The 13,278-nt window shown below is 54.3% G+C and carries 11 protein-coding genes and 2 tRNA genes; 3 read left to right on the top strand and 10 right to left on the bottom strand.

What is annotated here, in order from left to right:
- Nucleotides 1-195 precede the first annotated feature (195 nt).
- The 10 genes from AB7E65_RS08440 to AB7E65_RS08395 all read right to left on the bottom strand — a co-directional run bounded on the left by AB7E65_RS08440 (nucleotide 196) and on the right by AB7E65_RS08395 (nucleotide 8,188).
- Nucleotides 196-272 (bottom strand) — tRNA-Pro (locus AB7E65_RS08440).
- Nucleotides 273-331: 59 nt separating this feature from the next.
- Nucleotides 332-730 carry a MerR family transcriptional regulator gene (locus tag AB7E65_RS08435; RefSeq protein WP_081457983.1) on the bottom strand — a complete coding sequence of 133 codons (399 nt, stop codon included), beginning with the start codon at nucleotides 728-730 and terminating at the stop codon, nucleotides 332-334.
- 92 nt (nucleotides 731-822) lie between these two features.
- Entirely contained in the window at nucleotides 823-1,113 is a 291-nt protein-coding gene (locus tag AB7E65_RS08430) for an integration host factor subunit alpha (protein WP_015724131.1), read from the bottom strand.
- Nucleotides 1,110-3,557 carry a phenylalanine--tRNA ligase subunit beta gene (gene pheT / locus AB7E65_RS08425; protein WP_015724130.1) on the bottom strand — a complete coding sequence of 816 codons (2,448 nt, stop codon included), beginning with the start codon at nucleotides 3,555-3,557 and terminating at the stop codon, nucleotides 1,110-1,112. Before pheT ends, AB7E65_RS08430 begins: the two co-directional genes overlap by 4 nt.
- 233 nt (nucleotides 3,558-3,790) lie before the next feature.
- Complete coding sequence (gene pheS / locus AB7E65_RS08420) at nucleotides 3,791-4,804, bottom strand: phenylalanine--tRNA ligase subunit alpha (protein ID WP_015724129.1); 1,014 nt, start codon at nucleotides 4,802-4,804, stop codon at nucleotides 3,791-3,793.
- Between the two features lie 16 nt (nucleotides 4,805-4,820).
- Nucleotides 4,821-5,174 (bottom strand): 50S ribosomal protein L20, encoded by a 354-nt coding sequence (gene rplT / locus AB7E65_RS08415; protein WP_015724128.1) that lies wholly within the window; start codon nucleotides 5,172-5,174, stop codon nucleotides 4,821-4,823.
- A gap of 104 nt (nucleotides 5,175-5,278) precedes the next feature.
- Nucleotides 5,279-5,476 (bottom strand): 50S ribosomal protein L35, encoded by a 198-nt coding sequence (gene rpmI, locus AB7E65_RS08410; RefSeq protein ID WP_015724127.1) that lies wholly within the window; start codon nucleotides 5,474-5,476, stop codon nucleotides 5,279-5,281.
- A gap of 73 nt (nucleotides 5,477-5,549) precedes the next feature.
- Complete coding sequence (gene infC / locus AB7E65_RS08405; RefSeq protein ID WP_245529493.1) at nucleotides 5,550-6,167, bottom strand: translation initiation factor IF-3; 618 nt, start codon at nucleotides 6,165-6,167, stop codon at nucleotides 5,550-5,552.
- Nucleotides 6,127-8,052: a threonine--tRNA ligase gene (gene thrS, locus AB7E65_RS08400; RefSeq protein WP_015724125.1), complete on the bottom strand. Its 1,926-nt coding sequence runs from the start codon at nucleotides 8,050-8,052 to the stop codon at nucleotides 6,127-6,129. The genes infC and thrS overlap by 41 nt, the downstream gene beginning before the upstream one ends.
- Before the next feature lie 61 nt (nucleotides 8,053-8,113).
- Nucleotides 8,114-8,188: transfer RNA gene (locus AB7E65_RS08395), tRNA-Val, on the bottom strand.
- A gap of 453 nt (nucleotides 8,189-8,641) precedes the next feature.
- Between AB7E65_RS08395 and AB7E65_RS08390 the strand changes: the two genes are divergently transcribed.
- From AB7E65_RS08390 to AB7E65_RS08380, 3 genes are all read left to right on the top strand, one after another.
- On the top strand, nucleotides 8,642-10,210 hold the full coding sequence (locus tag AB7E65_RS08390; protein ID WP_015724124.1) for a sensor domain-containing diguanylate cyclase: 1,569 nt from the start codon (nucleotides 8,642-8,644) through the stop codon (nucleotides 10,208-10,210).
- A gap of 172 nt (nucleotides 10,211-10,382) precedes the next feature.
- Nucleotides 10,383-11,432: a cytochrome-c peroxidase gene (locus AB7E65_RS08385; protein ID WP_015724123.1), complete on the top strand. Its 1,050-nt coding sequence runs from the start codon at nucleotides 10,383-10,385 to the stop codon at nucleotides 11,430-11,432.
- 255 nt (nucleotides 11,433-11,687) lie between these two features.
- Nucleotides 11,688-13,278, top strand: a 1,591-nt coding sequence (locus tag AB7E65_RS08380) for a DUF2339 domain-containing protein (RefSeq protein ID WP_428745643.1), incomplete at its 3' end; no start/stop codon positions are given.

Genomic DNA, 13,278 nt, shown 5'->3' with positions numbered 1-13,278 from the left:
TTTGAGTGTAAATTTCCGTGCACAGGAAACGATAACCAACGATATACAACGATTAAAAATGAGTGCAACTTGAAAAAATGATGCGTTAAAACAGCATGTTAAACATGGGAATCGGCTGGAGCCATTGAAAACACAGGGGTGGGTATAAAAAAAGGGGTTAGACGCTCGAAAAAGCATCTAACCCCTTGATTTTACTGGTCGGAACGAGAGGATTTGAACCTCCGGCCCCCTGAACCCCATTCAGGTGCGCTACCAGACTGCGCTACGTTCCGAGAAAATGTGCGGTGTTTTTAGCACCTACCCTTACAGCTGTCAACCTTTAGTTGCAAATCTAGTCTTTTACCGGCCCGAGCAAAGTCAAAAGTTCCCGCAGTTCTGTCTTCATCAACAAAAGTAGGGGGTATATGTCCGTATCGCGAGAGGCAGGCTCCTGATCTATGCACGAGGATTGAAGAGGGTAAGAATAGTCTGTTTGGGCAAGATGCCTTCGCGCTCCAGAAATCGTATACCCTTGTTCATGGAGCAACGCTTTAATGTGGAGCAAATTTTCCACATCTTGCCGGCGATACAGTCTCTGTTTGGATTTCCCGCGAAAAGGTTTGATGAGTGAAAACTCGGTTTCCCAGTAGCGCAATACATGGGGATCAACTCCAACCAATTGGCTGACTTCGCCGATTCGGAAATAAACTTTATCCGGTATCTTGGCTGAAACTGAAGCCGATCGTTTCACATTCAATCGTCAACGCAGAGCAGAGTTATCTGAACGAAGTCACCCCGTTGCTAACAGTATAAAACAGTGCCTCGATGAGGTCAAATTGGCTTTCACTTGTTGAGCCGTTCGCGCAACCGCTTACTCGGACGAAAAGAAACCATCTGTCGTTTGGTGATGGTCATCGACTCGCCGGTTCGTGGATTACGGCCACGGCGGGGCGATTTATCCCGAACCGTCAGTGTGCCGAATTGCACCAGTTTGATCGATTCTCCAGCTACCATTGTGGTCTTCATGATCGCGAACACGGTATCGACGATTTCGGCAGCATTCCGCTGGGATACACCCAATTTTTCATTCACGGATATGGCCAGTTCCTTGCGGGTCACGTTCTTCTTCTTCATGCATCAAATCCTTGGCGATAACAGGCATTGAAATCTGCCATTAATAATTTCATCAATTTATCGTGAATTTTATCAACCGATTGATCATCCAGCGTGGCCGTCTCCGAACGATAGGTGAAAGAAAGGGAGACGCTCTTATATCCTGCCTGGATCGGTTTGCCACGATATACATCAAAGATCTCGGCTGACTCAAGATATTTCTGCCGCTGAGTTCGGATTGCCACGAGTAACTCTCCAGCCGGGACATGATCCGGCACGACAAGACTGGCATCGCGCTTGACTGAAGGAAATTTGGGCAACGTCTTGAACTGTTTCGGCACTCTGTTTAGGTTCATCAGATGCTGGAGATCAATCTCCAAAAAATAGACAGGCTGTTTGATTGCAAAGCCTTTGAGAGTCTCTGGGTGCACGCGGCCCACGGATCCGATCACGATGTCGCCATCCATAATCGCTACCGAACAGCCGGGGTCACTATACGGTTGCGTCAATTCAGCGACTTGTCGGAACAATGGTGCCTGATCATTTCCGGTCATGCGCAGCACCTGCAACAGGTTGGCGGCTGCACCCTTGACATCAAAGAAATCGATTTCCTGGTTGGCATGGTAGAACGGTTCAGCCTTGGGATAACGCTGCCCGCTCATGACCGCGCAAAGATACAATCGTTCCTCGGGCAACGCATTAGGTTGTTGCTGCAAGAAAATCTTGCCCGTTTCAAACAATCGAATGTCGGGACACTGGAAATTGATATTGCGGCGAACATTCTCAAGCAATCCGGGAAGAAGCATGGATCGCATGACCGCCTGTTCCTCCGAGAGCGGATTGAGAAGCCGGGTCACCTGTCGCCGGGCGTCGTTTTCGGCAAGGCGGCAGATATCCAAATGATGTTCACTGACAAAGCTGTAGTTGATTGCCTCAAAAAAGCCTTGTGCGGTGAGAATACGGGCAATATCCTGCCGCAAGGCACGCAGGTCATCCCGTTTGGGATAGTCCATCCGAATGAGCGGCAATGCGGTGGGTATGGAATTGTACCCGACCAATCGGGCGACTTCTTCAATCAGGTCCACTTCACGCTCGATATCGATCCGGAAGCTTGGAACCACAACTTCCAGGGTCGCCTCATCCAGTGCGGTGACAGCAAACTCAATGGATCGCAAATAATCCGCAACCTGGTCGCGATTCAGCTCCATGCCCAGCAACCCGCACACCCGGTTGACGCGCAGTTGCAGGGTCAACAAAGGTTTTTTTCCTGGATAGACATCGATACCGTCCGGATCCGCCTGGGCGCCGGCATATTCGACCATCAACTCCACAGCCCGTTCCAGGGCGATATCCGCGAGGTTCGGGTCGACCCCTCGTTCAAATCGATAGGAAGACTCGGATGGAATTCCCAATTTGCGAGCAGTGCGCCGTATGGACACGGGATTGAAACAGGCGGACTCAAGCAGGATAGTGGTGGTACGGTCAGTGATTTCTGTATCCAATCCTCCCATGACTCCGGCCACCGCGATGGGGCCCTGGCCATCGCAGATGAGCAACATGTCTGGGTCAAGCTGCCGTTGACTGCCGTCGAGGGTGGTGATGCTCGTCTCTTGCACGGTTGGCCGACGGACAATGATCTTGCTGTCCCGCAACGTAGCGAAATCAAAGGCGTGCATCGGCTGCCCGGACTCGAGCATCACGTAGTTGGTGATATCAACGATGTTGTTGATCGGCCGCATCCCCACGGCACTGAGCCGTTGCTGCATCCAGCGAGGAGAAGGTCCGATAGTAACATTGATCAATTTTCGGGCGGTATATCGAGGGCACAAGGTCGGATCATCGATGATCACTTCAAAATCGATATTCTTTCCGGTTAATGGGGTTACTTGGGCGACGAGCGGCTTCAAGACGCCCCCAGTGAAACTGCCGACTTCACGGGCAATGCCGCGAACGCTGGCGCAATCAGGGCGATTCGGTGTCAGATCGACCTCGATCACTGTATCGCGAAGATCGAGCGCTTCCACCAGTGGCAGCCCCGGAGCAAACGGTCCCTGCAAGTCGAGGATGCCGCTATGATCGTCGTTCAAGCCCAACTCACGCGCCGAACAGAGCATTCCAGCGGAAACAACGCCCCGGACCTTGGATTTTTTTATTTTGGTACCGTCGGGAAGCTTGACGCCGGGCTTGGCGATGGCGGTGAACATCCCAGGCCGGACATTGGGCGCACCACACACCACCTGGACGATCTCCTCGCCGGTATCGACAACACATACCGTTAATTTATCGGCATCGGGATGTTGGCTGACCTCGGTTACCCGGGCCACAGTGATCGGGGCGAGGTGTGCAGACAACTCTTCGACACTGTCAACCTCAAGCCCGAGCATGGTTAATTGGTCGGCTATCTGCGCCGAAGTCATTCCTGCGGTGGAAATGAATTGATTCAGCCAACTCAGCGTGAATTTCATAACGATCCTATCAGCAACAGCTCATCATGATAAATGTTGTGTTCGACACCTGCCGCTTCCCAAATTAGGCCGATCAAGGAAGAAGCGGGAGGCGCTCCTTCCTTTTCGGCCTCTCGTGAGGTCGTCGACCGCTGGAGCGCGGCAAGCGATTCGGCTTGCAGGTACCATGTCGGAATCCTCCCTCGCACGAGATGGAGCGGACGGTCTTGTGCAAGGAACGAAAAGGCGGCGTTCTAAAACTGGGAGAGAAACCGGAGGTCGTTTTCGTAATACAAACGGATATCGTCAATGCCATATTTGAGCATGGCTATCCGTTCAACGCCGAGACCAAAAGCGAATCCGGAATAGAGATCAGGATCGTACCCCACCATCTTCAACACCTCGGGGTCAATAAGGCCGGACCCAAGAATTTCGAGCCATCCCGTGCGTTTGCAAACCCGACATCCTTTGCCGCCACAGATCACGCAGGCAATGTCAACCTCAGCACTGGGTTCGGTGAAGGGAAAAAAACTGGGACGGAAACGCAAGGCAAGTTCCCGCTCGAACATCTTGTGAGTAAAGCTGGTCAGCACCCCTTTCAAATCGGCAAAGGAAACCTCCCTATCGACCAGAAAGCCTTCCACTTGATGAAACATAGGGGTATGGGTGATATCCGAATCGCACCGATACACCTTGCCAGGTGCGATGTAACGCAACGGTGGTTCCTGTTGCTCCATGATCCTTGCCTGCATGGGTGAGGTATGGGTACGCAGGAGAATTGAATCCGTGACATAAAAGGTGTCATGCATGTCACGGGCTGGATGATGTTTGGGGATGTTGAGCGCTTCGAAATTATAGTAATCGCTTTCCACATCCGGTCCTTCAGCCACCGCAAACCCCAACCCTTCGAAAATCGAGCAGATTTCCTCCATGACTTGGGTGACTGGATGCAGTTTACCAAACGGCAGATAGCGACCGGGCAAGCTGAGATCCACTTCCCCGCCGGCCCGTGTCAGCGCCGAGGCCTGAAACTGGGCCTTAAGTGTCTCGAACCGGTCTTCGATCTCCTGCTTGATGGCATTGGCCAATTGGCCGAGCCGAGGGCGCTCATCAGCGGCCACGCTCCCCAGTTGCCGCAAGGCACCGCTGAGCAGACCGCCTTTTCTTCCGAGATAGGTAACTCTAAAGGTTTCAAGCTGGGCCAGATCATCAATCCGCCCCAAAGCCTCTTCGGCCTCCTGCTTGAGCCTGAGCAGCTCGCTTTCCATACACTTTCAACCGTGTTCAGGAGGCCTGCCCGGAGGCCTTGACCACTGCTGAAAAGGCGTTGGGATCAACGATGGCCAGGTTGGAAAGCACCTTGCGATCAAGTTCGATCGAATTCTTGCTCAATCCATTGATCAGTCGGCTGTAGCTGGTGCCGTTCTGCTTGGCGGCCGCGTTAATGCGGGCGATCCATAGCTGACGAAACTCCCGTTTTTTTACGCGGCGGTCCCGGTACGCGTAGCACAAGGCACGATCAACCGCTTCAGCGGCGGTCTTGAACAACCGGTGCTTACCGCCACGAAAACCTTTGGCCAGAGTCAGTACTTTATTTCTTCTGCGGCGTGCTTTGAAACCGCGTGTTACACGAGGCATTGTCTTCTCCGTTCTAGCAAAGAAAAGAAAGACCGCCTGAAATGGCGGAACTCTCCCGATGGTGATGGCAGAGCCTGAGCATCCCGCTCAGACCGTTACGTCTCTTACATGTATGGCAACATCCGCCGTACGGCTTTGGTGTCCACTTCGGCAATCAAGGCGGATTTTCGCAGGTTACGTTTCCGCTTGGTTGATTTCTTGGTCAATATGTGAGAGGCAAAGGCCTTGGCGCGGCGGATCCGTCCGCCACCGGTAGCCTTAAACCGCTTGGCAGCCCCTCGGTTGGTTTTCATTTTCGGCATGGTACACGCTCCTTACATCTTCCCCGGTCCAACATCTGGCCGGAATGTAGTTATTGAATAACGAATTGCACCTTTAGGCTTTGGGACCGACAAACATAACGAGCTGCCGACCTTCCATTTTGGGTTCCTGAATGATCACGCAATCTTCACGCAACGTATCAGCGATTTTTGTCAGCGCGTCAAGTCCTATGGTCTGGGCATAGACAATTTCGCGGCCGCGGAAACGCATGGTCACCTTAACTTTATTTTTTTCCGCCAGGAATTCCTTGATTTTACGTATCTTGAAATTCAAATCGTGTTCTTCGGTTTTAGGCCTAAACTTGATTTCTCTGGTTTCAATTACGGTCTGTTTTTTCTTGGCTTCCTGCTGTTTCTTTTTCAGCTCGTAACGGAACTTGTCAAAATTCATGATCCGGCACACAGGCGGATCAGCCTTATCGGAAACTTCGACCAAATCAAGGCCCTGCTCCTGGGCCGCCTCCAAAGCGACTTTGGTGCTGACGATACCGCGTTGTGTTCCATCGGAATCAACGAGTCGAATTTCCCGGTAATCGATATCTTCGTTGATTTTGATTTTCAGATCCTGCTGAGTGGAAGGTTTTCGAATGCCTCGTTTTTTAATGTTCGTTCCTCCAGTTGTAGTGTTGTGTTCAGACGTGACGACGTCCGCATTCCTCAATAACGAGATCAACGAATGCTTCCGGCGTCATGGCCGGCAAATTTTCTCCATCTCTCTTTCGCACCGTAACCGTGCCTTCTTGCTTCTCACGCTCGCCGACAATCAACATGTAGGGGACTTTCATCAGCTGAGCTTCACGAATTTTGTAATTCAACTTTTCGTTGCGCACATCCTTGTCAATACGCACGCCCATGGCCCGCAACCGGGCATGCACCTGTTCGCAGTATTCGCCCTGGTCATCGGTAATATTCATTATCCGCGCCTGTTCCGGAGCGAGCCAAAGGGGAAAGGCACCTGCGTAGTGCTCGATCAGCACCCCGATAAAGCGCTCAAGCGACCCCATCAAAGCTCGATGGATCATGATCGGCTGATGCTCAGCGCCATCAACGCCGGTATAGTTCATCTGAAATCGTTCTGGCAGATTGAAGTCAACCTGAATGGTGGAGCATTGCCACGACCGTCCCAGCTGATCCTTGATCTTGATATCGATCTTGGGGCCATAGAAAACCCCCTCTCCCGGATCCAGCTGATACGCCAACCCTTTTTTCTCAAGGGCCTGCTTCAACGCCTGGGTCGACAACTGCCAGTGCTCATCCGAACCGACGTACTTTTCGGGCCGGGTGGAAAGATAGACATCATATTGATCAAACCCAAACGTCTTGAGAATATGCAAGTTAAGATCAATGATGTTAAATATCTCTTCTTCCAACTGATCGGGACGGCAGAATATGTGCGCGTCGTCTTGGGTAAAACCACGTACCCGCATCAGGCCATGCAGCGCACCGGTCCGTTCGTAGCGATAAACCGTGCCCAACTCGCACCAGCGAATGGGAAACTCCCGGTAACTGTGCTTGTCGGCATTGTAGACGCCAATGTGAAACGGACAATTCATTGGCTTCAACTGATACATCACCTCGTCGATCTCCATGGCGGAATACATGTTTTCGCCGTAGAAATCAAGATGTCCCGAGGTTTTCCACAGATCCTGGCGGGCAATGTGCGGGGTATAGAGCAACTGGTAGCCGTTTCGGTAGTGCTCATCCTTCCAGTAATCCTCGATCAGCCGGCGAAGAAGGGCGCCACGCGGCTGCCAGAGGATCAACCCCGGACCGATCTGGTCTTGAATGGTAAACAATCCCAACTGCTTGCCCAGCTTGCGATGGTCGCGCTTACGGGCCTCCTCCAGCCGGGCAAGATACTGTTGCAGCTCTTTCTTGTCCGCAAAAGCAGTCCCATAGATGCGGGTCAACATCTGCCGTTTCTCATCGCCCCGCCAATACGACCCTGCCACCCGCAACAGCTTGAACACTTTGATCCAGGAAGAATCCGGAACATGGGGGCCGCGGCACAGATCGACGAAACCACCATGGGTGTACAGACTGACGGTTTCCGCTTCCATCTCCCGCAGCAGTTCGAGTTTGTAAATTTCGCCGTGCTGCTCAAAAAAACGGATTGCCTCTTCCTTGGGCATCTCTTGCCGGACAAAAGGGAGACGAGCGTTGGCCAGCTCCGCCATCTTGGCTTCTATCTGCTCGAATTCTTCGGAGGAAAAAGGCTTTTCCCGATCAAAATCGTAGTAAAACCCGTCTTCAATCGCCGGGCCGATGGCCACTTTCACCTGATCGCCAAACAGCTCCTTGACCGCCAAGGCCATGATATGAGCTGTGGAATGGCGCAGAATTTCCAGACCTGCTTCCGAGTGCACAGATACCGGTTCGATGACCGCATCCATCGCCAGAGGTGTCGATAAATCCAGCAGACGACCGTCGCACTTCACCGCCACGGTCTGCTTGCGCTGCTTACCGGAAACCAGATCCTTGAGCACATCCGCGACTGCTGTCCCCAGCGGAAACGACTTATTTTCACCGTCTTGTAAGGAAACCGATATCTCTGCCATCGTGCCTGTAAAAAGGAAAGGCTAATGAGCAGATAAATCTGCATCCTAGCCTTTGAAAAATTGGTAGGCGCGGACGGGGTCGAACCGACGACATCTACCACGTCAAGGTAGCGCTCTCCCACTGAGCTACGCGCCTACATCATTTGATGTTTGGAATGGCTTTTATACAGCATACCGCTGAAAACCGCAAGTCAAATACCAGCAAACAATTAGAGTGTCAAGACAAATTCAAGCAGCCTTCGCAAGACTTTTGTTTACCAGCTCTCCCGTTTTCTTGGTTTTTGTTGGCAGTCCGTTGATTTTTCATGTCGATTTTTTTCATCCCCTCCTTTCACCCCAACCTGTCTCGTTACCCAGCAACACTCTTTTTTTCGCATGTCTCACAAGGCGTTACCGGCCATGACAGGTTTCCTCGATAATTGCGTTCCTTCAGCATTCCTTCGCCATGATTCCTGTTCGGTTTTGATTAAATGCGGCTGCCATCAAAAAGAGAGAAGCAAATCAGGGAACGGCGTGATATAAAAAAATCTTTTTTCTCGTTAGGCTACCACCCTGTCCATTCCGACTCGCACGAACGACAGCATCGGTCATGTCCACGCCACTCAACAAAGCGCTTAACGCGATTCTCTCCTCCGCCTCGCTGCCGACACTTCCAGCTGTTGCCGCCAAGGTCCTCGAAGTTACCTCACAGGACGACATTTCCTTTCCTGACCTGACAACCCTCATCGCCCAGGACATGGCACTTTCAGCCAGAATTCTCAAGGTCGCCAATTCCGCCTTGTATTGTTTTCCGCAAAAGATCGGCTCGATCAGTCAAGCTGTCTCCCTGCTGGGGATCAACGCGGTGCGCAGCCTGGTCCTGAGTTTCACTTTTCTCTCCATGGGAGAGGCACAGTCCCACGATCGGTTTGATCTCAATCAATTCTGGGAACGCTCGCTGGTTGGCGCGACAGCCGCTCGCCTGCTTGCCGAACAGACCGGGCGGATGGACCCCGAGGAAATGTTTACCATTGGTTTGCTGCAGGATATCGGTTGTTTAATCTTCGCGCTCACAATCCCCAGGCGTTACGACCGGCTAACACAGCACCTGACGGCTGGTTCAGCCGAGGTGTGCGAACTTTCCTTGGAAGAAGAATATATTGGCCTGACACACACCATCTCTGGCGCTGAAATTGGCCGTTTATGGGCACTCCCCTCCCCCATTCTAGCCGCCATCCGCTACCATCACGATCCCCTTGCCTACCCCGGTACGGATCCGAAAGAGGATCTGGCCATTAAAATCACTCACTTGTCCGCGCTGGTCACCAGGATTTTCTTTTCCGTTCATCCCGAGCGATTTCACCGCCAGTTTGTGGACCACGCCCATCGGCTGCTCGGCCTGGAAGACGTGAAAATCAAGACCATCCTCAAGATCATCAACCGGGAAATCGAAAAATCAGCCCGCTTTTTTGGGGTGAACATCACCTCGTTGCGACCGGTGGCCGAGATCATCCAGGAGGCCAATATCCGACTCAGCTTGCTTCATCTCAGTTATGAAGCGATGCACCGCGAACTGACCCAGGCCAAGACCGCGCTGGAACAGATACGACGGCAGTTGACCGAGCGGAACCGCCTGCTGGAAAAGCTGGCCAACCTCGACGGGTTGACCGAGATCAGCAACCATCGTTTTTTCCATCATTCCCTTCACTCGGAAATCAATCGGGCCATCCGCAATCATGCGCCGCTCTCCCTTTTGTTGGCGGACATCGACCACTTCAAGAAATTCAACGACGTCAACGGACACCAGATCGGCGATTTCATTCTCAAGGAACTATGCCAGGTAGCGCAGACCGCGATTCGCGAGTACGATCTGATGGCCCGCTACGGCGGCGAGGAATTCGCCTTTATCCTGCCGGAAACCGATGCGGAAGGGGCGGTGACCGTGGCCAGGAAGTTATGCAACGCTATCGCCGACCACGATTTTTTCAACGGAGAACGCCATTTCCGGGTTACCGTCAGCATCGGAGCTGCCACTGTCCGGCCCGCCGAGACCGCATGCAGCAAAAACGATCTGATCGGCATGGCTGACACGGCTCTGTATGCGGCCAAGAAACTGGGGAGAAATCAGGTCATTCATCATTCCGTCCAAACGAAGACCGGCGGATTGAGACGAACGTGAACTCGGCCGCGGAAGCGATCCTGCATCGTTTTCCCTTTTTTTTCGCCTTGTCAAGGGACAAGGCCCCTCGCCGGCACCGGGTTACAGCATGTATGCTTGCCAACGCGGACATCTGTAGTACATTGGGAACCGGGAATCGGAAAACATACCCTTTACCAGATGGAGGATGACCATGAAAAAGACCTATCTGTTCGCAGCCCTGAGCTTGACGCTCTCTCTTTCCGCGGTTGGTTTTTCCGCCAACGCCGAAGACACCGTGATGAAGGATGCCCAGGCCCAGTTCCAGCCCGTCCCGGACAAGGCGCCGGCCATCAAGGGGAACGAGGCGACGCCGGACAAGATCGAACTGGGCAAGATGCTGTATTTTGACCCCAGGCTGTCGAAAAGCGGCCTAATCAGCTGCAACACCTGTCACAACGTCGGCATGGCTGGCGCCGACTTCCAACAGACATCCACTGGTCACGGCTGGAAACAGGGGCCGCGCAATGCCCCGACCGTGCTCAATTCGGTCTTCAACGTGGCCCAGTTCTGGGACGGCCGAGCCAAGGATCTGGCGGAGCAGGCCAAAGGGCCGATTCAGGCTGGGGTGGAGATGAACAACACCCCGGAAAACGTGGTCAAAACCCTCAACAGCATGCCCGAATACGTGGCCCTGTTTAAACGATCGTTCCCCGGCGAGAGCGATCCGGTGACTTTCGACAACATGGCCAAGGCCATCGAAGCCTTTGAAGCCACCCTCATCACCCCTGACTCGAAATTCGATCTCTTTCTCAAGGGCGATGCCAAGGCGCTGGCCCAAAATGAACAGGAAGGCTTGAAGCTGTTCATGGTCCATGGCTGTGTCGAATGCCATGGCGGGGTCAATATGGGCGGTGATCAGTACTACCCCTTGGGGGTGGTCAACAAACCAAGTGAAAAAATCATCGCCGGCGACAAGGGTCGGTTTGCCATTACCCAGGCCAAGGACGACGAATTCTCGTTTAAATCACCCTCGTTGCGCAATATCGAGCTGACACCACCCTACTTCCATTCAGGCGTGGTTTGGGAATTGGCAGAAGCGGTGCAGGTGATGAACGATTCGCAGATCGGCGCCGACCTCAAAGAGGGGGATATCGGCAAGATTGTCGCCTTTCTCAAGACAACCACCGGCAAACAGCCCCAGGTGCTGCATCCCATCCTGCCGGCACCCACCCAGGCAACGCCCAAGCCGTCGCTGGAATAACGCCGCAACGTAAGGACACGGAGCCCAGTCTCTTGTCCACGATCTCGCGGAGTTCCGTCTTCAAAGCGGTGGGAAAGCTGAAAACGGCTTCCCCACCGTTTTCAGTTGCGCATTTCTTCAATCAAATCATCCGTCCCTGTTTTCTGTCCGGCTTTTTGCTCACGGGAATCGGACAGACCTTTCCAACCGGGCCGTAGCGGCACGGATTGCCCCCTGGGGATTGGTTCTGAACAAGACCTGAAACGAGGCACGGACATGCGAACAGCTCTTTCCCTCCTGGCGGTACTTTTGGCCGTCGGTGTCGGCATGCGGGTCTATCCCCATAGCCTGCTCAACGCTCTCCTCGCCGGTGCGGTGATTTACCTGGCGATCGAAGTGGTTGCCCTCCGCCGCCGGATAGAGAGACTGGAACGGACCACGACCGCCATCGCCCGAGACGACCATCCGGAAGCAACACACGGGACGCCCCTTGTCCGTGATCCGGGTGAGCCCACGGCGGACAAATCGTTTTCAAGACAAGCGGCGGCCGCCGAGGAACACCCACGAGCGGCTCCGGAGGGGAAACCTCCGCCACCATCCCCTGACCAGCTACCGGTTCGCGGCCTCTTGGCCGGTTTGACTGCGCCGGTAGTCACCTTTTTCACCAGCGGCAATCCGGTGCTCAAAATCGGCCTGGTGGTCCTGTTCTTTGGGGTGGCTTTCCTGCTCAAGTATGCGGCCCAGCGCACCCTGATCCCCATCGAACTGCGCCTGGCCGGGGTGGCCCTGGGCGGTCTGATCCTGCTGGCCGCCGGTTGGCGACTGCGCCACAGCCGCAGGAACTATGGCCTGGGTCTGGAAGGCGGTGGCATCGGCGTCCTGTACCTGGTGGTCTTTGCCGCAGCCAAGCTCTACCATCTCCTGCCCCTGCCCCTGGCCCTAACGGTGATGATCGGCCTAGTGGGGCTGTCCTGTGCCCTGGCGGTGTTGCAGGAGGCCCGGGGGTTGGCGGTGTCCGGTTCCATCGGCGGTTTTCTCGCTCCGGTGCTGATGTCCACCGACAGCGGCAGCCATGTACTCCTCTTCTCCTACTACGCCCTGCTCAATAGCGGCATTCTCGGCATTGCCTGGTTCAAGGCTTGGCGGGAACTCAATCTGATCGGTTTTACCTTCACCTTTGCCATCGCCACCCTTTGGGGAGCCTCGGCCTATACCCCGGACCATTTTGCCACCACCGAACCCTTTTTGATCCTCTTTTTCCTGATGTACTGCCTGATCGCGGTCCTGTTCGCCCATCGTCAGCCCCTGCGACTACGCGGCTTCATCGACGGCCCGTTGGTGTTTGGCCTGCCGATTGTCGCCAGCGGCCTCCAAGCCTATCTGGTGCACGATTTCCGTTACGGCATGGCGCTGAGTGCCCTGATGCTGGGCGGCTGGTATGTCGGGTTGTCCTGGCTGCTGTGGAGACAGCTGGCTGAGGGGATGCGGCTGCTGACCGAGGCCTTTCTTGCCCTGGGCGTGATCTTCGCCAGCTTGGCCATTCCCCTGGGACTCGACCCGAACTGGACCGCCGCTGCCTGGGCTTTGGAAGGCGCGGCCATGGTCTGGGTCGGGTCGCGGCAGGACCGGCCGCTGGCCCGGCTGTTCGGTCTGCTACTCCAGATCGGTGCCGCTGTGAGTTTCGTGGACGGCCTGGTCTTGCCCGCCAACAGCGGGCTGTTGGTCAACTGGGCCTTTCTCGGCAGTGCTCTGCTGGCCAGCGCCGCCCTGTTCTCCAGCTTCTGGCTTGATCGGTATCGCGACCAGGCATCCCCTTGGGAGCTCCCCTTACCGCCATTACTGCTCGCTTGGGGGTTGAGCTGGTGGT

The organism is Syntrophotalea sp. (assembly GCF_050253115.1).
Classification (GTDB): domain Bacteria; phylum Desulfobacterota; class Desulfuromonadia; order Desulfuromonadales; family Syntrophotaleaceae; genus Syntrophotalea; species Syntrophotalea acetylenica.
The sequence above is the reverse complement of the archived record's forward strand: the minus strand, read 5'-3'. Positions and strand labels throughout refer to the sequence as shown.